Source organism: Pseudomonas sp. FH1, from assembly GCF_000510895.2.
Taxonomy (GTDB): Bacteria; Pseudomonadota; Gammaproteobacteria; order Pseudomonadales; family Pseudomonadaceae; genus Aquipseudomonas; species Aquipseudomonas azotoformans_A.
Window position 1 is genome coordinate 1 of the sequence record NZ_AOHM01000045.1, and the last position, 25181, is coordinate 25181.

21 protein-coding genes and 1 pseudogene are annotated in these 25181 nt (G+C 62.1%); 14 read left to right on the plus strand and 8 right to left on the minus strand.

The genetic code is table 11. The features are described from left to right. Both H096_RS34370 and mrdA read left to right on the plus strand, forming a co-directional pair. The coding region (locus H096_RS34370; RefSeq protein ID WP_033899644.1) for a hypothetical protein at window positions 1-245 on the plus strand (245 nt) is incomplete at its 5' end. Between the two features lie 2 nt (window positions 246-247). Next, the gene (mrdA, locus tag H096_RS15320; RefSeq protein ID WP_016974809.1) at window positions 248-2140 is read left to right on the plus strand and encodes a penicillin-binding protein 2; all 1893 of its coding nucleotides are present in this window, start codon (window positions 248-250) and stop codon (window positions 2138-2140) included. 1 nt (window position 2141) lies between these two features. Here mrdA and H096_RS15325 read toward each other — a convergent pair whose 3' ends face one another. Next, window positions 2142-2543, minus strand: a complete 402-nt coding sequence (locus H096_RS15325; RefSeq protein WP_033899646.1) for a GFA family protein — start codon at window positions 2541-2543, stop codon at window positions 2142-2144. Window positions 2544-2676: 133 nt separating this feature from the next. Here H096_RS15325 and H096_RS15330 point away from each other — a divergent pair, with 133 nt between their 5' ends. The 5 genes and pseudogenes from H096_RS15330 (at window position 2677) to H096_RS15345 (ending at window position 7297) form a co-directional block, all read left to right on the plus strand. Then, entirely contained in the window at window positions 2677-3207 is a 531-nt protein-coding gene (locus H096_RS15330; protein ID WP_033899648.1) for a sigma-70 family RNA polymerase sigma factor, read from the plus strand. 2 nt (window positions 3208-3209) lie between these two features. Then, window positions 3210-4160: a FecR domain-containing protein gene (locus tag H096_RS15335; RefSeq protein WP_033899650.1), complete on the plus strand. Its 951-nt coding sequence runs from the start codon at window positions 3210-3212 to the stop codon at window positions 4158-4160. 233 nt (window positions 4161-4393) lie between these two features. Then, window positions 4394-6214: pseudogene (locus tag H096_RS15340) on the plus strand (TonB-dependent siderophore receptor); the annotation flags it as partial. 116 nt (window positions 6215-6330) lie between these two features. Then, complete coding sequence (locus H096_RS34735; protein ID WP_277621470.1) at window positions 6331-6750, plus strand: TonB-dependent receptor; 420 nt, start codon at window positions 6331-6333, stop codon at window positions 6748-6750. Window positions 6751-6829: 79 nt separating this feature from the next. Continuing rightward, entirely contained in the window at window positions 6830-7297 is a 468-nt protein-coding gene (locus H096_RS15345; RefSeq protein WP_033899651.1) for an SRPBCC family protein, read from the plus strand. Between the two features lie 41 nt (window positions 7298-7338). Here H096_RS15345 and H096_RS15350 read toward each other — a convergent pair whose 3' ends face one another. Then, the gene (locus tag H096_RS15350) at window positions 7339-7926 is read right to left on the minus strand and encodes a hypothetical protein (protein WP_016974815.1); all 588 of its coding nucleotides are present in this window, start codon (window positions 7924-7926) and stop codon (window positions 7339-7341) included. Between the two features lie 87 nt (window positions 7927-8013). Then, on the minus strand, window positions 8014-10245 hold the full coding sequence (locus H096_RS15355; protein ID WP_033899652.1) for a TonB-dependent siderophore receptor: 2232 nt from the start codon (window positions 10243-10245) through the stop codon (window positions 8014-8016). A 197-nt stretch (window positions 10246-10442) separates the two neighbouring features. Between H096_RS15355 and H096_RS15360 the strand changes: the two genes are divergently transcribed. The 7 genes from H096_RS15360 to H096_RS15390 all read left to right on the plus strand — a co-directional run bounded on the left by H096_RS15360 (window position 10443) and on the right by H096_RS15390 (window position 18927). Beyond that, complete coding sequence (locus tag H096_RS15360; protein WP_033899654.1) at window positions 10443-12800, plus strand: DNA polymerase II; 2358 nt, start codon at window positions 10443-10445, stop codon at window positions 12798-12800. 70 nt (window positions 12801-12870) lie between these two features. Next, a complete protein-coding gene (locus tag H096_RS15365) occupies window positions 12871-13449 on the plus strand; it encodes a GNAT family protein (protein ID WP_033899656.1) in 579 nt (192 codons plus the stop codon). 12 nt (window positions 13450-13461) lie between these two features. Then, window positions 13462-14094 (plus strand): glutathione S-transferase, encoded by a 633-nt coding sequence (locus H096_RS15370; protein ID WP_033899657.1) that lies wholly within the window; start codon window positions 13462-13464, stop codon window positions 14092-14094. A gap of 164 nt (window positions 14095-14258) precedes the next feature. Next, window positions 14259-14840, plus strand: a complete 582-nt coding sequence (locus tag H096_RS15375) for a DUF4174 domain-containing protein (RefSeq protein ID WP_033899659.1) — start codon at window positions 14259-14261, stop codon at window positions 14838-14840. A 112-nt stretch (window positions 14841-14952) separates the two neighbouring features. Beyond that, on the plus strand, window positions 14953-15465 hold the full coding sequence (locus tag H096_RS15380) for a sigma-70 family RNA polymerase sigma factor (protein ID WP_033899664.1): 513 nt from the start codon (window positions 14953-14955) through the stop codon (window positions 15463-15465). Then, window positions 15465-16424: a FecR domain-containing protein gene (locus tag H096_RS15385; RefSeq protein WP_033899666.1), complete on the plus strand. Its 960-nt coding sequence runs from the start codon at window positions 15465-15467 to the stop codon at window positions 16422-16424. The genes H096_RS15380 and H096_RS15385 overlap by 1 nt, the downstream gene beginning before the upstream one ends. A gap of 139 nt (window positions 16425-16563) precedes the next feature. After that, window positions 16564-18927: a TonB-dependent receptor gene (locus H096_RS15390; protein WP_033899793.1), complete on the plus strand. Its 2364-nt coding sequence runs from the start codon at window positions 16564-16566 to the stop codon at window positions 18925-18927. A gap of 21 nt (window positions 18928-18948) precedes the next feature. Here H096_RS15390 and H096_RS15395 read toward each other — a convergent pair whose 3' ends face one another. Genes H096_RS15395 through H096_RS15415 form a run of 5 tightly spaced genes read right to left on the minus strand, consistent with a single transcriptional unit; the run spans window position 18949 to window position 25177 of the window. Further along, complete coding sequence (locus H096_RS15395; protein WP_033899668.1) at window positions 18949-20004, minus strand: acyltransferase family protein; 1056 nt, start codon at window positions 20002-20004, stop codon at window positions 18949-18951. A 22-nt stretch (window positions 20005-20026) separates the two neighbouring features. Then, entirely contained in the window at window positions 20027-21436 is a 1410-nt protein-coding gene (locus tag H096_RS15400; protein WP_033899669.1) for a lipid II flippase MurJ, read from the minus strand. Then, window positions 21436-22863: an O-antigen ligase family protein gene (locus tag H096_RS15405; protein ID WP_033899671.1), complete on the minus strand. Its 1428-nt coding sequence runs from the start codon at window positions 22861-22863 to the stop codon at window positions 21436-21438. The genes H096_RS15400 and H096_RS15405 overlap by 1 nt, the downstream gene beginning before the upstream one ends. A gap of 2 nt (window positions 22864-22865) precedes the next feature. Beyond that, complete coding sequence (locus H096_RS15410) at window positions 22866-23969, minus strand: glycosyltransferase family 1 protein (RefSeq protein WP_033899672.1); 1104 nt, start codon at window positions 23967-23969, stop codon at window positions 22866-22868. Continuing rightward, window positions 23960-25177 (minus strand): glycosyltransferase family 4 protein, encoded by a 1218-nt coding sequence (locus H096_RS15415; RefSeq protein ID WP_033899674.1) that lies wholly within the window; start codon window positions 25175-25177, stop codon window positions 23960-23962. Before H096_RS15415 ends, H096_RS15410 begins: the two co-directional genes overlap by 10 nt. Between the last annotated feature and the right edge of the window lie 4 nt (window positions 25178-25181).

Genomic DNA, 25181 nt, shown 5'->3' on the forward strand with positions numbered 1-25181 from the left:
AACCCCATTTGCGAAAGCAGATGGGGTTTTGTTTTGGGCGGTCGAAAATCAAGCCACCATACATCAACCTCATAAACACCAAGCGTCCTCAGCGCAATTCCTCTCAAAAACGGCTCATTAGCATGCCGTTCGGGAATTCGATGCAAAGTGTTTCCGCATTTTTGGTATGGTGCAGCACATTTTCACAGGGATTGATCTTTTATCCGCAGGACGCGGCGTCGACCTTCTTCAACGAGATGCTGTAGAAATGCCTGAACCGATACCGATCAAAGATCACGAAAAAGAGAACCGCCTGGTCAACAAGCGCCTGCTCGCCTGTGCACTGTTGGTGATTGGCATCACCTGCGCGCTGGTAGGGCGCATGTACTTCCTGCAGGTCGTACAGTTTGACTACCACTCCACGATTTCCGAAAACAACCGTGTCCACGTGTTGCCGATCACCCCGACGCGTGGGTTGATCTACGACCGTAACGGCGTGGTACTGGCCGACAACCGCCCCAGCTACAACCTGACAATCACCCGTGAACGCACCACCGACCTCAAGGGCGAGCTGGACGCTATCGTCAGCCTGCTGCACCTGCCGGCCGAAGACCGCGCGGTCTTCGACAAAGCACTGAAGCAGGCACGCCATCCCTTCGTCCCTGTGACCTTGTTCTACGAACTGACCGAAGAGCAGATCGCGCTACTGGCCGTGAACGAGTTCCGCCTCCCTGGCGTAGACGTAGAACCGCAGTTCGTCCGCCATTACCCGTTGGGCGCTCACTTTGCGCACTCCATCGGTTACGTAGGCCGGATCAACGAGAAAGAATCCAAAGCTCTCGACTCCGTGGAGTACCGCGGCACGCAGTCCATCGGCAAGACCGGTATCGAGCGCTTTTACGAATCCGAGCTGCATGGCCACGTCGGCTATGAAGAAGTCGAGACCAATGCGCAGGGCCGCGTACTGCGCGTACTCAAGCACACCGACCCGATTCCCGGCAAAAACATCGTGCTGAGCCTTGACGTGCACCTCCAGGAAGCGGCGGAAGAAGCCTTGGGTGATCGCCGTGGCTCGGTGGTTGCACTGGACCCGCAAACCGGCGAAGTTCTCGCCATGGTCAGCAAGCCCAGTTTCGATCCGAACTTGTTTGTCACCGGTATCAGCTTCAAGGAATACGCTGCACTGCACGATTCTATCGACCGGCCGCTGTTCAACCGCGTGCTACGGGGTCTCTACGCGCCAGGCTCGACGATCAAACCGGAAGTCGCCATCGCCGGCCTGGACAGTGGCGTTGTCACTGCACAAACCCGCGTGTTCGATCCTGGCTACTACCAATTGCCGGACTTTGACCATAAATACCGCAACTGGAACCACAGCGGTGACGGCTGGGTAGACATGGACGCGGCCATCATGCGCTCCAATGACACCTACTTTTACGACCTGGCCCACAAGCTGGGCATCGATCGCCTGCACGACTATCTGGCTGAGTTCGGCCTGGGCCAGAAGGTCTCATTGGACATGTTCGAAGAGTCCGCCGGCCTGATGCCTTCCCAGGCCTGGAAGCGCGCCACGCGCCGGCAACCCTGGTTCCCGGGCGAAACCGTGATCCTCGGCATTGGTCAGGGCTACATGCAGGTCACGCCACTGCAACTGGCCCAGGCCACCGCACTGATTGCCAACAAAGGCGTGTGGAACCGACCGCACCTGGCCAAGACCATCAACGGCGTGCCGCCGGTGGATGAAAACCCGATGCCCAACGTGGTCCTCAAGGATCCACGTGATTGGGAACAGGTCAATCACGGCATGCAGTTGGTGATGCACGACCCACGCGGCATTGCACGTGCTGCCGCACAAGGCGCGCAATATCGCATTGCCGGCAAGAGTGGTACGGCGCAAGTGGTGGCGATCAAACAGGGCGAGCGTTACAACCGTGAGAAGACCCTCGAGCGCCATCGCGACAACGCCCTGTTCGTCGGCTTCGCGCCAGCGGAACACCCGAAGATCGTGATTTCGGTGATGATCGAAAACGGCGAGGCCGGCGGTCGCGTGGCGGGTCCGGTGGTTCGCCAGATCATGGACGCCTGGCTACTCGACCAGGAAGGCCACCTGAAACCGCAATATGCGACGCCGGCCAAAGCGCCCGGCGACCCCAAGGTTTGATTCAGGTCTTCCACTCATCCCACTGGTCTACGCCTTCGTAGGCCAGCCAAGGCACATCATGGGCCGTCCAGATGTGCGCGGTGGGCCTGACGCCCGGATCATCGTCCAGCGTCGCCACCCGTACAATGACGTGGGGCTGATGCCCACGCTCCGCCATCAGGTGTGAGCCGCAGCGCGAGCAGAAATGCCGAAGTTTGCCCGGCGACGATTCGAAGGACGCCAGCCACTCCTGGCCCTGTGTCCAGCGAAAGTGCTCACGCATCACGCCGGCTGTCGCCACAAATGCCGCCGCGTGCACCTTGCGGCAGCTGTCGCAATGGCAGTGGCTGATGGGCATATCCAGGCTGTCGAGTTGATAGTGCACGGCCTTGCAGAAGCAACTTCCATGGAGCTGTTGAGTCATCGTGATCACCTCAGGGGGAGGGGAACAATTTACCTTTCGCCGACACGCTGCGCATCACAGTCATACAAGCCATTGCCCTTATTCCTACATTGCTCTAAATTGCGAAGCGTTCTCATTCGTGCGCAATATCATTATGCCTTTGTCTGCTGGGCCTCATTCTTCCCACGAACCCATTGGCCAACTCTATGGTGACCACCACCGCTGGTTGGTCAGCTGGCTGCGTTCGCGCCTGGGTTGCTCCCATCAGGCGGCTGACCTGGCTCAAGACACCTTCATTCGTTTATTGCTGGCCGAACGCACGCAGCCGGTGGCCGCTGAGTTGAAGGAACCACGGCATTTCCTGGTGACAATTGCCAAGCGCGTCATGATCGACAGCTTTCGCCGCAAAGCCCTGGAGCAGGCTTATCTCCAAGCCATGGCCGAGCAGCCGCAGGCCTATGCCATCTCGCCGGAGGAGCGGCTGTTGGTCATCGAAACCCTGCAGCGTCTGGATGCCATGCTCAATGGTTTGGGGCGCAAGGCCAAACGTGCCTTCCTGCTTTCGCAGTTGCAGGGCATGCCTTACAAGGACATTGCTGAACAGCTACAGGTCTCGGTAAGTTCGGTGACCAAATACATCGCCAAAGCCACCGAGCATTGTCTGATCTTCGCCCTGGAGCATTGACGGTGACCCGTGACGCGCAGCGCCAAGCCCTCAGCGGGGCGGCCCACTGGGTCGCACGCCTGGCAGCCGACCCGGGCGACCCTGAGTTGCACGCGGCTTGGCTTGCCTGGCGAGATGAAAACCCGCTGAACCAATGGGCGTGGCAGCGCGTGGAACTCCTGCAAAGCCAACTCCAGAGTCTGCCCGGCACGATGGCCGTCAATGTGCTGGACGTCGCTGCCGACCAATCCCGGCGATTTGGCCGCCGCGCACTGCTCAAGAGTGTGGTGATCGGTGCCGGCGTGAGCGCCATCGGTTGGTCTGGCTATCGACAGGCGCCGCTGTGGATGGCTGATCAACGCACCACCACCGGCGAGCGCCACAGCCTGCGCCTGGACGATGGCACGCGGCTGTCCCTCAACACCGCCAGCGCCGTGGACATCCACTACACCGCCGAGCAACGCTTGCTGATTTTGCGTGCCGGCGAAATCCTCGTGGAAACCGCCCCCGACCCACGCCCTTTGCGAGTACGCAGCGCCCAAGGTGAAATGCGCGCGTTGGGCACGCGTTTTACCGTTCGCCAGTTCGATGACTTCACCGGCATGAGCGTATTGCAACACGCGGTGGCGGTCCGTCAGGTCATCGAACCGGCGGAAACCGTGATCACCGCCGGCCAGACTGTCACGTTCGATACCCGGCGCATGCTCTCCCTTCGGGCCAATGAACCTGGCGAAGGCGAATGGGCGCAGGGTCGGCTGATCGTCGACAACTGGCGCCTGGATCGCCTGCTGGCCGAATTGTCGCGCTACCGGTCGGGTTACCTGGGATGCGCGTCTGAAGTCGGCCATCTGACAGTCTCGGGGGCTTATTCACTGGACGATATCGACCTTGCCCTCAACGCCCTGACTCACGCGCTGCCGGTGCGTCTCAGTGCACGCACCCGTTATTGGACGACCGTCGTCCCGCGCGGCTGAAAATAATTATCAACAACTGTTGTCGATTGGCCGCACCTCGTTCGACTCCTCCTGCAAACCCCTTCATTCGCTTTAAACCATCAGGAGTCAACATGCGCGCAGGGCAAACCTCAGTCGCCACTCAGCCGCTTCGGTCATTTCGCAAAAAGCCTTTGCAGGTCGCGCTGTTTGGCGTGTCGTTGATGGTGCAAACCGGGCTGCTGGCCCCGCTGTTTGTGACAGGTTCCAGCGCAATGGCTGCCAGCCAACAGCAGGCTTTCGCCATTGCCCCTGGCCCGCTGGGCTCGGTATTGAGCCGATTTGCCAGTGATGCCGGCGTGGTGTTGTCCTTCGATTCGGGCCTGACCGCCGGCAAGCAAAGTGCCGGTCTGCAAGGTACTTACAGCATCGAACAAGGCTTTGCCCGACTGTTGGCGGGCAGCAACCTGGCGCTGTCCGTCAATAACGACGGCAGTTATGGCCTGGCGCCCCAAGCCAGCACGGGCACCCTGAGCCTTGGCGCCACCAGCATCAACGCTGAAGGGCTGGGGCTGACTACCGAAAACAGCGGTTCCTACACCACGGGTGCGGCCAGCACGGCGACGAAACTGCCGCTGTCCCTGCGTGAAACCCCGCAGTCGGTCAGTGTGGTCACCCGCCAACTGATGGACGATCAACACCTGTCGACCCTCAGCGAAGTGCTGAGCTTCACACCCGGCGTCAGCAGCAACCATCGAGACAGCGAGCGCTACTCCTTTTACTCCCGTGGGTTCGAGATCCAGAACTTCCAGTACGACGGTATTCCGTCCCAAGTCGCCAACGAATCCCAGCAGTACATCGGCCCGCTTTCCGACATGGTCATCTACGACCGCGTCGAGGTCGTGCGTGGTGCCACCGGCCTGATGAGCGGTGCAGGCACGCCGTCGGCCACCATCAACCTGGTGCGAAAGCGCCCGACCAAAGACTTCCAGGCGCACATCGCGGGAGAAGCAGGCGCCTGGGATCGCTATCGCTCCGAAGTCGACGTGTCCGGCCCGTTGACCGAGACCGGTAATGTGCGCGGGCGTTTTGTCGCGGCGTACCAGAAACAGAAGTCCTTCGTGGACTGGTACATGCAAGAGAAGCGTGTGATGTATGGCGCGCTGGATATCGACCTGAATGACTCCACGACCCTGCGCACCAGCCTGGATTACCAGAACAACGATGCCAATGGCACCAGCTACGGTCATATTCCGTTGTTCTACAACAATGGCCGCCAGACCGATTTCTCGCGCTCCTTCAACCCGGCGACGCGTTCCAGCTACATGGACAACACCAGCTACACCTTCACCACGATGCTGGACCATAAACTCGACAACGACTGGAGCTTGAAGACTGCCTACAGCCATCAGTATTCCTATCGCAAAGGGCAGGGCGCTTCCGCCAGTGGCAGCTACCCGGACCCGATCACCGGCCAGGGCGCCAAGGCGTTCATCTACCGTCTCGACAGCTACCAGACCCAGGACACCCTGGATGTGTATGCCAATGGCCCCTTCCAGCTGGGAGGGCGTGAGCATGAGTTGGTGGTCGGCGCGAGCACTTCGCACACTCACCTGAATTTCCCCAACTACAGCAGTTCCCTGGCCGGCCAGGACAATGACTATGGTGATGTGGACAACATCTTCACGTGGGACGGCCGGCAGTATGGACGCCGTTCCTACAATGAAGTTGGGGGGGCCGTTACCACCCTGCAACAGACCGGTGTGTATGGCGCGCTGCGTTTGAAACCGATGGACCCGCTGACCCTCATTCTCGGCACCCGCGTCAGTTGGTGGAAGCAGCTCGATGAGGTGACGGAATATGCTCCTTACTCGCAAAAGACCGACAAGACCAAGAAGACTGGCGTTGTGACGCCCTACGCGGGCATCATCTACGACCTGAACGACACCTATTCGGTCTACGCCAGCTACACCAGCATCTTCCTGCCGCAGACGTTCTACAAAACCGCCAGCGGCGGCTCGCTGGCGCCGTTGGAAGGTGACAACTACGAGATCGGGCTCAAGGGTGAATTCTTCGACGGTGCGTTGAATGCGAGCATCGCCCTGTTCGACATCGAGCAAAAAAACACCGCCGCCGACTCGGGTAACGACGCCAGTGGCAAACGGTCTACAAGGCCATCGCCGGCACCACCACGCGCGGTGTCGAAACGGAGATTTCCGGTGAAGTTGCCGCCGGTTGGAACGTATTCGGCGGCTACACCTACCGCGAGTCGCACTCCAAGGACGGCGAGCGCGTGCAGGTCAACCAACCGCTCAACCTGTTCAAGCTGGGCACCACTTACCGCCTGCCGGGCGCCCTGAACCGTTTGACCGTGGGCGGCAATGTCACCTGGCAAAGCGAGATGTACGCCACCACCCAGATCAACTACACCGGGCCGTACTACAAGGCGGTCCAAGACCCCTTCGCCGTGGTGGGCCTGTTGGCCAACTACCAAGTGGACGAGCATTTGTCGGTGGGGCTGAACGTCAACAATCTATTCGACAAGAAGTATTACGACGGCATGGGCACGTTCAACTCGGGCTCCTACGGCGAGCCGCGTAACGCGATGGTCAATGCCAAGTGGACGTTCTGAAGTAAGTCGCAACACCAATGCGTGGCTGAAAGGTTGCGCATTGTTCGATGTCGCCTACTGTCAATGGAGGAGGTGACTTATGCACGTATTGGATCGAATCGAACGAAAAGTCCTGCTCAACGCTTCACGTAAACAGGTCTGGGAAGCCCTCACCGATGCCGAGCAATTCGGCCGTTGGTTCGGTATCGCACTCAAGGGTAAAACCTTCGTTGCCGGGCAAAGTATCGAGGCGCCGATCACTTATACGGGCTACGAACATGTGATCTGGAAGGCCAGGATCGAACGTATCCTGCCGCAAACACTGTTTTCTTTCTGGTGGCATCCCTTCGCGGTAGAGGAGGGTGTCGACTACGACCAGGAAACCCCAACCTTGGTGGAGTTCACGATTGAGGATCGGGCGCCGGGCATTCTGCTGCGGGTGGTCGAATCCGGGTTCGATGCCGTGCCTGAGGCACGACGGCAGAAAGCCTTCAAAATGAATTCCCGTGGTTGGGACGAACAGATGGGCAACATCGAAAACTACCTGAGCCAGGCCCGCCAGGCTTGAGGGTAGCGGGCATCATCAGTGATGCCCGCCTTTCACCGGTCTCAGCCTTCGTGAGCGGTGGTGATCTCCAGGGTGTCGGTGTAAGTCACCACCACACTCTGCCCGACCTTGAGGTCTTTGAGGCCGGCGCGGATTTCCGGTTTCTCAACGTTCAACACCTTCGTCGCACCGGCTGGATTCTCCAGGGTGACCTGGTTTTTCTTCAGGTCGATATGGGTGATCTTCAGCTGCACCTGCACCTGACGGAAGGCCGCGCCGCCTGGGTTGGGGTTGTCGGCGGTGGCGCGGATCACGCCGGTTTTTTCGCTGGCGTCCGGTGCGCTCTTGTCTACGTCGGTGTCCAGCACGGCCGCAACCGAGTGGGTGGTCAACACCTTGACCTGGTCGCCGACCTTGAGGTTGCCCAGGTCCTTGGCGGCATCGGTGAGTTGCACATGCACCTCACGGCCCTCGGCACCCGCAAGCACGACTTGATGCTTGGCGGCATCTACCGCCAGCACCTTGGTGGTGACTTCATCGGCTTCAAGGGATTTGGACAGCGGGATATCGGCGGCATGGGCCACCAGGTGGCCGGCGGACAGTAGAGTGGCCAAGGCGATTGCCTGGCGAAGGGAGCGAGATAACTTCATTGTCGGGACTTCCATGTGAGAGGAGTCCTGAGTCTAGTGGTGAGCCGGCGATGCGCAAATCTGCCGGCTCACGTTGTTGCCGTTCTGTTAGAAGTCCACGCTGGCCGACAGCTTGGCGACGCGCGGATCGCCTTGGCTCAGGAAACCGCCCTGGGCCGATTCCCAGTACTTCTCGTTGGCGACGTTCTCCACGGTGGCGCCGAGGGTGACATCACGCTGGGCCACCTTGAAGTTGTAGCGCGCGCCGATATCGAAGCGGTTCCATGCGGGCAGGCTCAGGTTGTTCGCGGCGTCGGCGTACTGCCCACCGGTGCGCAACATGCGACCGTTGAGGGTCACACCTTGCAGGCCGGGCACATCCCAATCCACGCCGGCATTGAGCTGGAACGAAGGCACGCCGATGGCGCGGTTACCGTCGTTGGCGCCGTTTTGTGTGTCCTTGAGTTCGGTCTTCATGACGGTCACACCGCCCAGCAAGCGCAGGCCGCTGACCGGTTCGCCGAAGACGTTCAACTCAACGCCTTTGTTGATCTGCAGGCCTTCGCGAACGTAGCGTGCTGTCGTCGCATCGATGACTTGAACGTAGCCGGCCCCAGGTTGTTCGATACGGTAAACACCCAGCGTTGCTCCATAGGTGCCCATATCCACCTTGACGCCTGCTTCGATTTGCTTGGAACGGGCCGGTGCAAAGGGCTGGCCGCCGCCAATCACGGTCCTGCCCCCGGAATTGACAGGCGACGTCGGGCCTTGGGCCAAGCCTTCGATGCGGTTGGCATAGAAGGACACATGCTCCCACGGCTTGAAGACCAGGCCGTAGACCGGCGTGGTGATCGACTCGTCGTAGTTGGCGGTACGCGTGCCGCTCATGTAGTTGTAGCCCTGCACCACGATCTGCTGGCGGCGTGCACCGACCGTCACTAGCAGGCGGTCATCGAAGAACCCCAGCGTATCGGACACAGCCGTACTGCGCACAAAGGTCTTGGCGGTGATGGTCGGGTCGCTGAAGTCGGTGCCCGGTGTATTGCGTGGGTTGTTCAAGGCCGGTGGCGCACCGGTCACAGGGTTGTAGATATTGGTTAGGGTGCGTGGGCTGGCGAACACATAAGCGTTGCGCGCCTGGGTCCAGATGCCGGCCAAGCCGAAGTTGAGTCGATGGCTCACAGGGCCGGTCTGGAACTTGCCGTTCAGGCCTCCCATGACGCTGCTGTTGTCTTCTTCGTGGGCGATGGTCGAACCGCTGGCGGTGGCATTGCCCAGGTTATCGGTCAGGGTCACCGACGAGTAGCGTCCCATTTCCCGAGTGTGCTTGGCACCGGCCGCCGCATAGGCCGTCCAGTTATCATTCAAGTCATACTCTGCGCGCAGCATCCCCAGGGTGTCCTCAAGGTTGGTGCTGCTCCAGCTCGGCGCGTAGTTGGTGTCGGCCGACGGTGCATCCGGGACATGGGTGGCGGTGCCCAGGAAGACCGAGTTACGCCCGCCGTTGATGCGCTGCTTCTGGTACACAAAGTCACTCGACAGGCGCAACGCATCGCCACGGTAGTCCAGGCCGACGGCAAACAGCTTCGAGCGCTGGCTTTCATCATCGATGCCGGTATCGCCTTCGCGCTGGGACAGGTTCACCCGTGCGCCAAAACGGTTGTCTTCACCGAAGCGCTGGCCAATATCCAAGTGTTCGCCCACCCGGCCATCACTGCTGATATCAGTGCTGAACCGACGCAACGGCACATCATCGGCACGCTTGGGTTGCAGGTTCACACCACCGCCGATCCCCGAGCCGCCGGGCGTCACGCCGTTGATGAAGGCGTTGGGGCCCTTGAACACTTCCACGCGCTCCAGGGCGTCGGTGGAGATGATCTGGCGCGGCAGGATGCCGTACAAGCCGTTGAAGGAAATGTCGTCGCCATTCAGTGGCAGGCCTCGGATCATGAAGGTCTGCGCCTGGTTGGCAAACCCCGACGCCTGGCGCACGGACGAATCATTGAGCAGCACATCGCCGACGGTTTCGGCCTGCTGGTCGCGAATCAGTTTCTCGGTGTAGGAGGCCATGCTGAACGGCACGTCCATGATGTCCTGGTTGCCCAGCACACCCAATTGGCCGCCGCGTGCCACTTGGCCGCCGGCGTACACCGGGGGCAGGGCGCTTGGCGCGGGGGCGTCGGCATTGATGTTGGTGGCGCCCAGCTCCAGCGTGTTGCCTTCCTGGCTGGTGTTCGCATCCTGCGGGGTGGCTGGGGTTGCAGCGTGAGCGCTGAGGCTCAGGGAGCAGCACAGGGCGAGCAGGGTTGGGCGCAACGGCACGGCGAATGGGGCGGGCATGGGCGATCCTGACGGCTAACCGTCATGTGTGAGGAAAAGGGCAACGGCGTTGCGCGTCCTCACTGCGCGGATACGACTCCGGCGCGAATGATAGTAATTATTATTAACGTCACGCAACAAATTTTTACTGACACGGTCTGCGCGCGCGGATGCCGAGTAGAATCACGCCCTGAAAGCGATTCCTGAGGTGCGGTACGGTGGATTTACAGCAGGGTTTTGTCCTGACCCGGCATTGGCGCGATACCCCGGCGGGCACGGAGGTCAGCTTCTGGCTGGCCACCGACCAGGGCCCGAGGTTTGTCCGCCTACCCGTGCAGACCTCGGTGATGTTCATCCCTGAGGCCCATCGCAAGCCGCTGGATTGGCTGCTCAAGGGCGAGCGCGACATCGAGCTGCGCTCCTTGCAGCTGTGCGATTTCCACCACCGGCCCGTCCTCGGCCTGTACACCCGCCAGCACCGCCAGGCGATGGACGTGGAAAAACGCCTGCGCGCGGCGGGCGTCGACGTCTACGAAGGCGACGTGCGCCCGCCCGAACGCTACATGATGGAGCGTTTTATCACCGCCCCGGTGTGGTTCGGCGGCACGCCCGACGCCAACGGCGTACTGTGCGACGCACAGATGAAACCCGCGCCCGACTACCGTCCGCCGCTGAAACTGGTGTCCCTCGACATCGAGACCACCGCCCAGGGCGATCTCTATTCCATCGCCCTCGAAGGCTGCGGCGAGCGCCAGGTGTACATGCTTGGCCCGCCGAACAAAACCGACGCCGTGGACTTCAAGCTCGACTATTGCGACACCCGTGCCCAACTGCTCGAACGCCTCAACCAGTGGCTGGCGCTGCACGACCCCGATGCGATCATCGGCTGGAACGTGGTGCAGTTCGACCTGCGCGTGCTGCACGAACATGCCCAGCGCCTCAATGTGCCGCTCATGCTCGGCCGGGGCGAAGAACCGATGGCCTGGCGCGAACACGGCAGCCGCAATCATTACTTTGCCGCCGCAGCGGGGCGCTTGATCATTGATGGCATCGAAGCCCTGCGTTCGGCCACCTGGAGCTTCGAATCCTTCAGCCTGGAGAACGTCGCGCAAACCCTGCTGGGCGAAGGCAAGGACATTTCCACGCCGTACCAGCGCATGGACGAGATCAACCGCATGTTCGCCGAGGACAAGCCCGCCCTGGCGCGCTACAACCTCAAGGACTGCGAGCTGGTCACGCGGATTTTCGAGAAGACCGAACTGCTCAAGTTCCTGCTGGAGCGCGCCAGCGTCACCGGCTTGCCGGCCGACCGCAACGGCGGCTCCGTCGCCGCGTTCACCCATTTGTACATGCCGTTGATGCATCGCCAGGGCTTCGTCGCGCCGAACCTGGGCGACAAACCGCCCCAGGCCAGCCCCGGCGGATTTGTCATGGACTCACGCCCTGGGCTTTACGAATCGGTGTTGGTGCTCGACTACAAAAGCCTCTACCCGTCGATCATCCGCAGTTTCCTGATCGACCCGGTGGGTCTCATCGAAGGCCTCAAGTACCCCGACGACAGTGACTCGGTAGAAGGCTTTCGCGGCGCACGGTTTTCCCGCACCCGGCATTGTCTGCCGTCCATTGTCGAGCGGGTTTCCGAAGGCCGCGAGGAGGCCAAGCGCGAACACAACGCGCCGCTGTCCCAGGCCCTGAAAATCATCATGAACGCCTTCTACGGCGTACTCGGCTCCAGCGGCTGCCGCTTCTTCGATACACGCTTGGCCTCGTCGATCACGATGCGTGGCCACCAGATCATGCGCCAGACCCGCGAACTGGTCGAAGCCCAAGGTTATGAGGTGATCTACGGCGACACCGACTCCACCTTCGTGTGGCTCGGCAGCGCGCATTCCCAGGAGGACGCCAGCCGTATCGGCAGGGCCTTGGTGCAGCACGTCAACGATTGGTGGCGCGAGCACCTGCTCACCGCGTTCGGCCTGCAAAGCGCCCTGGAGTTGCAGTACGAAACCCACTTCACGCGGTTCCTCATGCCGACCATCCGTGGCGCGGAGGAGGGCAGCAAGAAACGCTATGCCGGTCTGGTGGTGCGCAGCGATGGCAGCGAAGACATGGTCTACAAAGGCCTGGAAACCGTGCGCAGCGACTGGTCGCCCCTGGCCCGTCGATTCCAGCAGGAACTCTACCAGCGCATCTTCCATCGCCAGCCCCACCAGGACTACATCCGCGACTACGTACGCCGTACCCTCAGTGGCGAATTCGATGAATTGCTGATCTACCGCAAGCGCCTGCGCCGCCGGCTGGACGACTACGAGCGCAACGTGCCACCCCATGTGCGCGCCGCGCGTCTGGCCGATGAGTACAACGACCGCCTGAACCGCCCGCGCCAGTACCAGCGCGGTGGCTGGATCAGCTACGTGATCAGCGTCAACGGCCCGGAACCGCTGGAAGTGCGGCAAGCGCCCATCGATTACGACCACTACGTCACCCGGCAATTACAGCCGGTGGCGGATGCGATCCTGCCGTTCGTGAATGACGATTTCAGCACCCTGGTGGGCGGTCAGATGGGCCTGTTTTAAAACGCTTGATTCGTCAGGGCGGCAGCCTGCACTCTCTGTCTCTGATGACCACCCAGACGGCGCTGCCACCATGACCCTGATCACACTGACCGGCACCACGGTCGAACTCCTGCCCCTGCAAAGGGAGCACAAGGCCGCCTTGCTCGACGCCGCCGCCGATGGCGAATTGTGGAACCTGAAGGTCACCAACGTACCCGGCCCGGGCACGGTTGATCAGTACATCGACACTGCCCTGGCGGGGCGTGATGCCGGTAGCGTGATCCCGTTCACCTTGGTGCGTCGTGAAGACGGCCAAGTGGTCGGCAGTACGCGGTTCTGGAAGGTCGACCGGGTCAATCGCAAGTTGGAAATCGGCCATACCTGGCTGGCGCTGTCCACGCAGAAAAGCGCGATCAACACCGAAGCCAAGCTGCTGTTGCTGACCTACGCGTTCGAAGTGCTCGACTGCGTGCGCGTGCAATTCACCACCGATGAACTCAACGAAAAGTCCCGCGCCGCGATCCTGCGCCTCGGCGCCGTGCAGGAAGGCATCGTGCGCCACGAGCGCATCATGCCCGACGGGCGCAAGCGCAACTCGGTGCGGTTCAGCATCATCGATTCGGAATGGCCGCAGGTGAAGGCCCACTTGCAGGCCAAACTGCACCGTTAGGAGGAAAAGCCCATGTACACGCTGTATGGCATCGACGAATCCGGCTCCTGCATGATCGAAATCGCCTTGCAGCGCTGTGCAGTGCCGTGGCGACGGGTGGACGCGGCCTCCTGGGCGGAGGGTGAGGGCAGTGATGAACTGGCCCGGATCAACCCGCTCAAGCAGGTGCCCACCCTGGTCACCGCCGATGGCCAGGTGCTGACCGAAAGTGCCGCGATCCTGATCCACCTCGGCCTGGAATACCCCGTCTCGGACCTGCTGACCGGCAACTGCGCGCAGATCATCCGTGGTCTGGTGTACATCGCGGCCAATTGCTACTCGGCCATCGGCATCATCGACTACCCGCAACGCTGGCTCGGCAACGTCAACGAAACCGTGCAGGCACAATTGGTGACGGGCACCCGGCGCTACCTGCATCAGGCCTGGGTGGTGTTCGCCGATCAGTTCGACGAGCAACTGTTTGCGCCCAACGGCGTGCCGAATGCGTTGGGCCTCATGGCGGCGGCGGTGTCGCGCTGGGATGAAGCGCGAGAGGCATTGAACGGCTTGGCGCCGGGCTTTGCCCAGAGCCTGGCGCAGGTGGATGCCGACCCCATCGTCGCCCCCGTATTTGCACGGCATTGGCCCGAGTGGAAGGTCTCATGATGTTTCCGAAATCAGTGGAAACAATGACACTTGAGCCTACCAAACCCTTGCGTAGCGGGCGTCCTGTCCTACGCTTTCTTAAAGTGGTGTAGGAATCATCCTTGAATTTGACTGTCGCAGACATGAAACTCAAGAACCCTGCATGGAATACAAAGGAGGTGCGCATGCTCATCCGGTCGCTGACCCTGGCTACCTTGATGGCTTTTACGGGGCCGCTGTTGGCTGCTGATGATATCAACCCGCTCAAGCAAGACTTGGGCAAGGCCCGGCCGCTGGTGGTGGTAGAGCTTGATTCCGGCAACGACACCTTGGCGACCCTCAAGAAACAGTTGGACGAGCCTGCAACCAAGCAGTCTTTCGAAGAACGCAACATGGTGTTCTACACCGTGAAGTTCGGCAGCATCGGCGCCGAAGGCGAGAAGTTCGCCAAGGACCCCAAGGACAATAAAAAGCTCACGCCTCCGGAAACGAATGCACTGATCCGTGCCCTCAAACTGGGTGCCGGCAGTGGCACCAAAGTGATCCTGGTGGGCAAGGACGGCGAGAAGAAAGTCGAGAAGACCGTGCCACCGGATACCCTCGACCTGAAGGAGTTCTTCAGCGCCATTGACCAGATGCCGATGGCCGAGAAAGAAACCGCCGCTCCCGCCGAGCCTGAACCGGCTGCCGCTGCTCCGGCGGCGAAACCCGGTGCCAAGGCCGGCAAACCCGCCAAGCACGCAGCCCCGCAACCACTGGACGATTGACCCCCGCCAGGAGCCGGCCAGCCGGCTCCTGCAGCAGAAACTTGCAGCATCGACGCAACGAAGAATATGATAACCGTTATCATTTACGCCTCATTCTTCGCGCGCGCCTTCCATGTCTTCGACTCCTGCGGTAAGCCCCACTGATCTGGCCACCCTGTACCGCCAACAACATCGCTGGTTGCAGCAATGGCTGTGGCGTCGCTTGAACTGCCCGCAGAGTGCCGCCGATCTGGCTCAGGACACCTTTCTGCGGCTGCTGGCAAAAAACCAGCCGGTTGAAATTCTGGCGCCGCGCAGTTTCCTGGCGAAGGTGGCGCAGAGTGTGCTGTCCAATCATTTCCGTCGGCAAAAGCTGGAAAAAGCCTACCTGCAAGCCCTGGCCCTGTTGCCGGAAGAGTCTGCGCCCAGCGCCGAAACCCAGTGGATTCTGCTGGAAACCCTGATGGCCCTCGATGAAGTGCTCAGCCGCCTGGCCTTGCCGGTGCGCCAGGCATTCCTGTGGTCGCAGCTTGATGGTCTCAGCCACGGCGAGATTGCCGAGCGCCTCGGCGCCAGCATTACCACGGTCAAGCGCTACATCGTCAAGGCGGGTGCGCAGTGCATCCTGCTGGACAGCCAACGTTGATGAATCCATCGCCGTTATCCCTCGAAGCCGCCGAGCAGGCGATGCACTGGCAACTGGAATTACAGGCGCCGGACGTCACTGAACAGACCCGCGCCGACTGGCAGCGCTGGCGCGAGCAGGACCCGGCCCATGAACTGGCCTGGCAGCATTCCCAGCGGTTTCTCCAACGCATGCAAGACGTGCGCGCGCCGGCTCATCAGGCCTTGGCTCGCGCAACGTTGCTGCCGGCAATGTCCCGTCGTCGAGTGATCAAGCACCTTGCCGTGCTGCTGGCGGCGGGCACTACTGCCTGGAGCGTCAAGGACACGGCGTTGGTGCAGCACTGGACCAGCGACTACAGCACCACCGTCGGCGAGCAGTGGCGCATCGGCCTGGCGGATAACACCCAGGTGCAGCTCAACACCGACACCGCCATTGATGTGAAATACACGGCGCACGCACGGAAAATCCAGGTGCTGCGCGGTGAAATCCTGGTGGACCCCAACCTCACCGACGCCCGTCCGCTGTGGGTGCAGACCGCCGAGGGCCTGACCCGTGCCGTCAGCAGTCGCTTCAGCGTGCGCCAGCGCGATGGCTTTACGCAGTTGGGGGCCGACCAGGGCGCACTGTCGGTGCAGATCCCGTCACGCAGCCTGGTGCTGCAAGCGAATGAGCTGGTCAGCTTTGATGCCCACACCTTGCTCGCCCGTCGTCCGCAACGGGATGGCGAGCTGGCCTGGAGCCGGGGCATGATCGTCGCCGAAGGCATGCGGTTGGAGGACTTCCTCGACGAGTTGAGCCGCTACCGGCGCGGGCGCCTGGCCTGTGACCCGGCAGTGCGTGGCTTGCGTGTGTCCGGCACTTATCCGCTGTCCGACACCGACCGCATCCTTGCCGCGTTGGGGCAGACCTTGAAGCTGGACGTGCAGCATTTCACACGTTTCTGGGTCACCCTCAACCCCCGCCAGAACCGGGTTTGAATTTAGTTCGCGCCAGGGTGGTCCGTTTGCGTTTCTCACGAGACTTATATCCCCAGACACTACCTTCACTGGGGAATTGGGCATGCAGCCACGCACACCACATCGCAGAACGTTGAACACCTCTCTGGCCCTGGCCGTCATGCAAGGCATCGCCAGCGTGACAGTCGCCACGCCATTGTTGCTGACGTCGGCCTGGGTTCAAGCGGCACCGGACCTGGATTTCGATATTGCGGCCGGCTCATTGGCCGGGGCGCTCAATCAGTTCGGTCAGGCCAGTCAGATCCTGTTGTCGTACCCGGCGACGCTCACGGATGGCAAGACCAGCCCCGGCCTGCACGGCCGGCATGACCTGGACACTGGCCTGGCGATCCTGCTCAGCACCAGCGATCTGCAAGCGGTGCATGGCAGCGGTAACACCTATTCACTGGAGCCACGCCCGGCGGGTGGCGCGCTGCAACTGGGCACCGTATCGATCTCGGGCAAGGCACCGGGCTCGACCACCGAAGGCACCGGTTCCTATACCACGCAGTCGTCCAGCAGCTCGACGCGCCTGAATCTGACGCCTCGGGAAACCCCGCAGTCGCTCACCGTAATGACCCGCCAGCGCCTGGATGATCAGCGCCTCACCAACCTCAGTGACACCCTCGATGCCACTCCCGGCATCATTGTGTTGCGCGATGGCCTGGGCTCGGAGAGTGACGGTTATTTCTCGCGTGGCTTCCAGATCCAGAACTTCGAAATCGATGGTGTGCCCACCGCCACGCGCATGGACAACTACACCCAAAGCATGGCCATGTACGACCGTGTCGAGATCGTGCGCGGCGCCACTGGCCTGATCAGCGGCATGGGCAATCCGGCGGCCACCATCAACCTGATCCGCAAACGCCCGACGGCCGAGGCTCGCGCCAGCGTCACGGCTGAAGGGGGCACCTGGGACCGTTATGGCACGGGCCTGGACGTCTCCGGCCCGCTGACCGAAACCGGCAATGTGCGCGGCCGGCTGGTCGCGGACTACAAGACCGAACACGCCTGGATCGACCGCTACAAGCAGGAAACCCAACTGCTCTATGGCATCACCGAATTCGACCTGGGCGAAGCCACGCTGTTGACCCTGGGCTTCAGCTACCTGCGCACCGACGTCGATTCGCCAGCGCGTTCCGGTTTACCCACACGGTTTACCGACGGTTCGCGCACTAACCTTAACCGTTCGCTGAACACCGCTCCGGCCTGGTCCTACAACGATCATGAACAGACCAGCTTCTTCACGGCGATCGAACATAAGTTCGACAGCGGCTGGAGCGCCAAGGCCGAATTCACCCACACCGAAAACCAGTTCGACGAGGTCTTCAACTACGTCAACGGGTCCCTCAACCCGGATGGCAGCGGCACCACCCAATTGCCGGTGCGTTTCTCCGGTACACCGCGCCAAGACAACCTCGATCTTTACGCCACCGGCCCCTTCGACCTGCTCGGCCGTGAGCACGAGCTGATCGCGGGTATCACCTTGTCAAAATATAAGGAAAGCGTACCGAGTTACGGCGGATGGCATTACGACTATTCCAGCTCGCCTGCCGGTGCCATCGACAACCTGCTCAACTGGGACGGCCAGTCAGCCAAGCCCGTGTTCAATGTCACCGGTAAATCCTCGGTGGATGAGAGCCAGTACGCCGCTTACCTGAGCACGCGGCTGCGGGTCACCGATGACCTGAGCGTGATCCTCGGCAGCCGCGTGATCGACTGGAAGCGCGAAACCGAAGACCGCCCTTACGGCGGCACGGCGACACGCTCCGACGAATCGGAAACCGGCGTCTATATTCCTTACGCTGGCGTGGTGTATGACCTCACCGACAATTGGTCGGCCTATGCCAGCTACACCAAAATCTTCAACCCTCAGGCCAGTTGGGTACGCGACATCAATAACAAGGCGCTGCCGCCCATGGAGGGCAAAGGGTATGAAGTCGGCCTCAAAGGCAGCTTCTTCGACGAGAAGCTGAACACCAGCCTGGCGTTGTTCAAGCTGGAGCAGGACAACCTGGCCATCTGGATCGATACCCCGGGCGGCAACACCTATCGCAACGAGCAGGGCACCACCACCGAAGGCGTGGAGCTGGAACTCAACGGCGAACTCGCTGACGGCTGGCAGGCCTCCGCCGGCTATGCCTATGCGGTCAGCACCGATGCCGACGACAAACGCATCGTCACCACCTTGCCGCGCCAGAGCCTGAAAACCTTTACCTCCTACCGTTTGCCTGGCGCGTTCAACAAACTGACCGTGGGCGGGGGGGTGAACTGGCAGAGCAAGGTCGGGGAAGACCTGCACACCTTCAGCCAGGGCAGCTACGCCATCACTCACCTGCTGGTGCGCTACGACGTGACCCCCAAACTGAGCGCCTCGCTGAACCTCAACAACCTGTTCGACCGTGAATACCTGAGCTACGCCGGCAACCACGGCATGTACGGGCCGCCGCGTAACCTGATGACCAGCGTCAAATACGACTTCTGACGTAGCGATTGAACGGCGCCCTCAAGGCGCCGTTTTTGCGACAGGCGCCTTGCGCACCGGAAACGGAAAGTAGAAAAACCGCAAAAACGCCACCCGCTTGATCACTTCCCCGATCAACAAAGGCACCACCACAGCCACCACGAAACCCACGCAGGCCGCGACAAGCGCGTGCAGCCCCAGGCGCTCCAGCAGGTCCACGGTCTTGTGCTGGATCTCGCCGTGGAAGATCAGCAGGATCAAGGTGTTCTGGCCAATGTAGGTCATCGCCCGTGTGATGACGGTCGACACCATCAGCACCCGCGCCAGCGACCAGCACGCATACACGCCGAGCACCGCCAGCAGGCTGGTCCACAGCCAGTGGTCGTAGCGGCGCTGCGCCAGGTCCATGGTGGCGTGGCTGTAGAGGAACACGGCGGCGAACAACGCCACCGACATCAGCAGCCCCAGCCACGATCCCTCATGTCGACGCAGCCAGTCGCGCAGCAGGTAACCGCAGATGAAGTACGTGCTGCTGATCAGGGTGATTTCCAGGCCGAAGGGCAGGCCGGGCAACGTCCAGGTCTGCCCGCCGACGCTCACCGGTATTTGCCAGAACCACGGCAGAACCCAGATGCCGATCAACAGTTGTACTGCCATCAGCAGGCAGCTCACCGGCAGTGACAGCTTCAAGCGCTGGATCAGGCGTAGCATCACCCAACTGAACAGGATCGCTACCCAGAAATGCGGCAGAAACCACAGTGCCTGCCAGGGAATGGTATCCACCGAGGCATACAGCACGCCGCCGATATCCGGCAACAGGGCTTGGCCGCGGAGCACGTCGCGTACGATCACGTACACCAGCATGGTGAAGAAAAACGGCTTGAGCAGGCCATCGGCCTTGCGCACGGCCATCTCCACAAACGGCTGCTCGGGCTTGAAAAAAACGCCGGAGAGGAAAAAGAACAACGGCAAGATGAACGAGGCGATGATCGGGTACTGCAACTCCAGCGAGTTCGCCACGAACCAACTGTGACCGTACACGATCATCAGGATGCCGATGCCCTTGGCAATGTCCATTTGAATCCAACGATGTTTCATCCGCCTATCCCCGATCGATCATTCATGCCTTGCGCCACGGCTTGAGCCACAGCCCCATGCCCAGCAACACCACGGCGCCGGCCAGGGTGCTCAGCCCCAGTTGCAGCCACACGCCTTCAATCCGAAACAGCGCCAACGCCGCGACGCCCATCAGCACGGCACTGAGCAGCCAGCTCCGCGCCCAGGGCAGGGCGCCGAGCAAGGCCTGGCGTTGCATCAGCAGCAGCGCGGTGCAGATCACCCCGGCCAATGCCGCCAAAGGAATCCCCGCCAGGCCGAACACAAACGGCAGCACGCCGAGCAGCAATACGTTGACCAGGCTGCCGAGCAATTCGCAGCGCAGTGGCTGGCGCGTGTCCCCGGCCGCGTAGGCATACCGCGCGAGCAAAGCGTTCCAGGCGCCGAATACCAACGGCACGGCAAACCAGGCCAGCAGCAGCGGCAATGGCGAGTCCAGCGATTGCTTGGGCAGCAGCAACGCCACCAGGCTCGGAGCCGCCGCCACCAGGCCGACGCCGGCGGGCAGGGTCAGTACGCTGGCGGTTTCCAGGCCGCGCTTGAGCAGGGCCAGGCGTTCATCGCCCTGACGGCGGCTCATCATGCCCAGCAGCACTTGGTTGAGGCTCATCAGCGCAATCAGCGGCAGGTTCATCAGCTTGCGCGCCAGGTTGACCCAGGTCACTGCGCCTTCACCCAGCAGCGACGCCACCAGCCGTTCGATCAGGGCCAGGCCCTGGCTGGCGCCGTTGCTCAGCAACAATGGACCGATGCGCTGGCCCAACTCCCGCAGTGGCGCCCACGAAAACTGCCAGCGCCACGGCCTCCAGCCCTGGTGCCACATCGATGGCAGCAGCGCCAACGGCATCAACAGGCTGCCGGCCAGGCAGGCCAGGGCCAGCGAGTGCGGTTGGGTCGCGGTGCCAGCGAGGGCGAGGTAAGTTACCGGCGGCAGGTTGAACAATAACGAACCCAGGCCGGCCAGCACAAACCGTTCGCGGGCCTGCAACGGGATGCTGAACAGCGCGTGCAGCATCAGCCCCGGCACGCACCAGGCCACGATCTGCAAGTTGCTGCTGGCGAGCGCCGTGGCACTCGCCGCCAAGCCCGGGCCGAGCAGTTGCACCAGCCACGGCGCCAGCAGCGTCAGCAACAGGCTGGTGACCAGCGCGATCAGCAGCAGCGCCGGGAACAACATGGCCAGCCAGCCCAGTCGCTCGTGGTCCTTGCGCGCCAGGTACAGCGGCAGCGCCGCGGCACTCAGCACGCCGCCGGCGAGTGACATGCGCAGCGCTTCCGGCAAAAACAGCGCAATCAGGAACGCATCACTGCGCTCGCCCGCGCCCCAGGCCGCCACCAGCAACCATTCGCGGGCAAAGCCCAGGCACAGGCCCAGCAGTGTCGCCAGTGTCAGCCAGACGGCGGAGCCCAGCATCAGGGCTTCGCGCCATCAAGCACGGGTTTGCGAAAGACCACCGGTTTCACCTGCGGCAGGCGTGCCGGAAATAGCCGGCGTGCCTCCAGTACGTTGATGCCGACCATCAGCCAGAACAGCGCGACCATCACCACGGCGAAGCTGAAGTAGTGGTCGAACAGGCCGCTGACCAGCGCCGAGAGAATCCCGGCCGTGGTGCCCAGCCACAGCGCATTGTCCTTGGTCAGACGGATCGGGCCGTTTTCCGGGCACGCTTCACGCCACCAGCGCACGGTCACTGCGATAAAGAACAGCATGCCGATGATGCCGGTTTTGTAGATGTAGTTCAGCCACAGGTTGGAGATGCCCAGCAAGTGGGTGTCAGGCACCGGTGGGTCGACCTTGAAGCCGATGCCGAACGGGTACGACGCCACCGCCTGCGGGAACATGCGGTATTCGTCGAAACGTACTTCGGTACTGGCGTTGCTCGAAGAGAAGATCGTCGCCAAGCGTTCCTGCAACGGCGGGTAGGCCATCACCAGCACGACGGTCAACACCGCGCCGATCATCAGCAGACGCCCGGTGTAGGGCACCCGGCGCGTGGCCATCCATAGCAGCACCAACGCCAGGCTGACCATTGCCCCCCGGCTACTCGCCAGCAGCAAGGCCGCCGCGCCCAGGCACGCCACGCCCAGGCCCAATGCACGTTTCCAGCCTTGTTCGGTCATGCCGAAACAGAAGGCCAGGGGCAGCAACAGCGCCATGATCCCGCCGATGGCATTCGGGTGCATCCACGGCGAGCCCATGCGTGAAGCCATAGCCTCCAGGCCGAATTTCAGCATGTCGAAGTTGCCGTAGTTGAACAGCGCCAGCACCGGCGCGATGCCGGCCCCGGAGCGCGTGCGCACGAACACCGCGATCGACAGCACCAGCATCGCCAGGCTGCCCAGCAGCAGGGCGATCACCAGGGACTCGCGGTGCTTGTGGTCCACCAGCAACTTGGCGCAGAGGAACACCCCCGACAAGTTCAGCAACCAACGCAACCAGTTGGCCACGCCGCTGCTGTCGGCGTGGATGGTGACCTGGCCGACAATAAAGGGAAACACACTGAACAGCATCAGCCACAACAGCATCTGGTCGGTCGGGCGCCGGGTGAGGCTCGGCGTATCCGGCAGGCGCACCAGGAAGCTGTTCCACAGCACGGCGCCCCAGGTCATCGCCAAAATGGCTTCGCTGACGGTACTGCGAATGCCCAGGTTGATCGTGGAATACGGCATGAACGTCGCCACCAGGGCAAAGAGCAGGAGGCCCCAGAATGGAAAGCGCAGGATGGTCACCGCCCCGGCCAGGCCGATCACGGCGAGGAACGCCTTGGCCGGCGACAACAACAGGGCAACGGCGCCAAACAACAGGCCGAAGAGGATGGCGACGAGGCTGGGCAGGGTCATTCTCACTTCAGTTCCTCGATCAATTCGGCCAGGCGTCGGCGATAGGCGTGATGGTTGAAGCGTTGCGCCCATTGCCGGTGTTGCTCGGGGGATGCTTCTTCAGTGCGTTCGCCGAGGCTGAGCATCAGTTGCGTCAATGCCGGGCCGTCGGTGGGCGAAAAACGCGGCGCCGAGGGCGGCGTGATTTCATCCAGCGAGGTGCCGCTGGCCACCGCCACCGGGGTGCCGACGCTCAAGGCTTCGATCACCGGCAGGCCAAAACCTTCGGCATAGGAAGGCTGCCACAGGCGCGAGGCGTGGCGGTACAGCGCGTGCAATTCGGCGTCCGACACGCCACTGAGTGCGCGTATCCCCGGCAGGGTACGCTGGGCCTCGGGCAAATGCTCAAGACTGCCCACCAGCACCAACTCCGGCACGGCGGGGGATTGCTGTCGCGCCCGCTGCCAGGCGTCGACCAGGAACGGCACGTTCTTGCGCAGCTCACGCGTGCCCACCAGCAACCAAAAGCGCTCGGGCAATTGGCGAGCGCTGAGGTCCGCCGCCAGGTCGGTAAAGCCATCGACCTGGTTGGGCAGTACGCGAATCTTGCCGGCCGCCTTGGGAAACAACCGCGCGGTTTCATCGGCACTGTATTGCGACGGCGTCCACACCCGGTCGGCGCTGTGCACCGCGTAGGCAATCGACAGGCGATCGCTGGTCTTGTAGATCAGCGCCTTCAGGCGGTTGGCGTGGTAGTTGTTCAGCGTGATCTGAAACAGGTCATGCAACAGCACCACCGTGCGCAGCCCCTTCGGCTTGGGCGGCAAAGGCAGGCCCATGTTGAAGGTGCTGATGTACAGGTCGATCTGCTGTTCACGCAACGCACGCGGCAGAAAACCGGCCTCGAACCGCAGGCGATTCTGCGGCTGGTGCATCGCGGTCTTGGCGCAGCCCCAGGCCGGGCAATGGGCCTGCAAACGGGTTTCATCGCCCAGAGGCGCCACGGTAAACCGCTCAAGCTCGATGCCTGGCAGACCGTGCAGGGCGCTTTCCAGCGCGTACACCTGGCGGCTGATGCCCGATTGCGGCGAGGTGCCGACGGTGCGGTAATCCAGGCCTACACGCATGCGGGCTCCTTGTGAGTCAGGGGCGACAGGCTGGCGTACACCTTTTCCAACTGGCTGGCGGCGACGCCCCAGTCATGGGCGCGGCGCACATAGGCCCGGCCGGCTTCGCCCATGGGCGCGGCGGCGTCGGGAAATTGCAGCAGGCGCACCACGGCGTCGGCCAGGCTTGCGGCGGTCTGCCCGCCGAGGTAATCCAGGCCTTCGACCAGGTCCAACCCCGACACGCCTTGCTCGGTACTCGCCAACGGCAAGCCAGCGGCCAGGGCTTCCAGCACCTTGAGCTTGGAACCGCCGCCGTGACGCAACGGCGCCAGAAACACCGAACAGCTCGACTGCAATTTCAGCAGGTTGGGCACAAAACCCTGCCATTCAATGCGCGGATCCGGCCAGCGTTCACGCCAGCTTTCGGGCATGCCGAAGCCACACACACTCATGCGCGCGTCCGGGCAACGCGCCCAGACCTTGGGCAGGATTTCATCCAGGGCCCACTCGATGGCATCCACGTTGGGCGCGTATTCGTAGTTGCCAAGGAACAGCACGCGGCGAGTCGACGGGTCGGGACGCGCGGCTGCGAAGTGATCGCAATCCACGCCATTGACCACCACCGACACCGGTTTGCCGGCGATTTTTTCCAGGGTCTGGGCGTCGCTGTCGGTCACCGCCACCACCTGCGTGGCCTGGCGCATCACCCTGCGTTCCCAGCGGGTATAGCGCCATTGATCGTAGCGAATGAACGGCAGCGCCCAGCCTGGCAGGCGGTCATAGGTGGCCGCGCCGAGCGCGGACTCGACATTGTGTTCGGTCAGCACGAACGGCTGGGATTTACGTGCCAGCGCATCTTCATACGGTTGAAAGGTGTACGTGTGCTCGATCTGCACCACATCCCAGTGTTCGTTGAGCAGTTGGTTGAAGCGGTCCTGCAACGCGCCCGATAAGCCATTCACGCTGGCCAGCAGCGGGTAGGGCGCGAACAGCCCGGCGATCAGGGTCTTCACGCTGCGCAACGGGCGGCGCGGCAGGATGATCAGTTGCTCGAGAAAGGCCTCCAGCACCTGGCGGTCGGTGAGCGACACCGGGTGTTTGTCATGCAGCAGCAAGGTGATCCGATGCCCACGTGCGGCCAGGCTGCGCAGCAGGTGGAACTGGCGCGTCTTGCCACCGCTGGTGGCGGGCCAGGGCGAGTAGGGCAGGATCCATAAAATGCGCATGGCA

What these genes read in the sequence shown, in the direction of transcription:
- mrdA (WP_016974809.1), top strand. Translation starts at nt 248, where the DNA reads ATGCCTGAACCGATACCGATCAAAGATCACGAAAAAGAGAACCGCCTG.
- H096_RS15325 (WP_033899646.1), bottom strand. Translation starts at nt 2,543, where the DNA reads ATGACTCAACAGCTCCATGGAAGTTGCTTCTGCAAGGCCGTGCACTAT.
- H096_RS15330 (WP_033899648.1), top strand. Translation starts at nt 2,677, where the DNA reads ATGCCTTTGTCTGCTGGGCCTCATTCTTCCCACGAACCCATTGGCCAA.
- H096_RS15345 (WP_033899651.1), top strand. Translation starts at nt 6,830, where the DNA reads ATGCACGTATTGGATCGAATCGAACGAAAAGTCCTGCTCAACGCTTCA.
- H096_RS15350 (WP_016974815.1), bottom strand. Translation starts at nt 7,926, where the DNA reads ATGAAGTTATCTCGCTCCCTTCGCCAGGCAATCGCCTTGGCCACTCTA.
- H096_RS15355 (WP_033899652.1), bottom strand. Translation starts at nt 10,245, where the DNA reads ATGCCCGCCCCATTCGCCGTGCCGTTGCGCCCAACCCTGCTCGCCCTG.
- H096_RS15365 (WP_033899656.1), top strand. Translation starts at nt 12,871, where the DNA reads ATGACCCTGATCACACTGACCGGCACCACGGTCGAACTCCTGCCCCTG.
- H096_RS15370 (WP_033899657.1), top strand. Translation starts at nt 13,462, where the DNA reads ATGTACACGCTGTATGGCATCGACGAATCCGGCTCCTGCATGATCGAA.
- H096_RS15375 (WP_033899659.1), top strand. Translation starts at nt 14,259, where the DNA reads ATGCTCATCCGGTCGCTGACCCTGGCTACCTTGATGGCTTTTACGGGG.
- H096_RS15380 (WP_033899664.1), top strand. Translation starts at nt 14,953, where the DNA reads ATGTCTTCGACTCCTGCGGTAAGCCCCACTGATCTGGCCACCCTGTAC.
- H096_RS15385 (WP_033899666.1), top strand. Translation starts at nt 15,465, where the DNA reads ATGAATCCATCGCCGTTATCCCTCGAAGCCGCCGAGCAGGCGATGCAC.
- H096_RS15390 (WP_033899793.1), top strand. Translation starts at nt 16,564, where the DNA reads ATGCAAGGCATCGCCAGCGTGACAGTCGCCACGCCATTGTTGCTGACG.
- H096_RS15395 (WP_033899668.1), bottom strand. Translation starts at nt 20,004, where the DNA reads ATGAAACATCGTTGGATTCAAATGGACATTGCCAAGGGCATCGGCATC.
- H096_RS15400 (WP_033899669.1), bottom strand. Translation starts at nt 21,436, where the DNA reads ATGCTGGGCTCCGCCGTCTGGCTGACACTGGCGACACTGCTGGGCCTG.
- H096_RS15405 (WP_033899671.1), bottom strand. Translation starts at nt 22,863, where the DNA reads ATGACCCTGCCCAGCCTCGTCGCCATCCTCTTCGGCCTGTTGTTTGGC.
- H096_RS15410 (WP_033899672.1), bottom strand. Translation starts at nt 23,969, where the DNA reads ATGCGTGTAGGCCTGGATTACCGCACCGTCGGCACCTCGCCGCAATCG.
- H096_RS15415 (WP_033899674.1), bottom strand. Translation starts at nt 25,177, where the DNA reads ATGCGCATTTTATGGATCCTGCCCTACTCGCCCTGGCCCGCCACCAGC.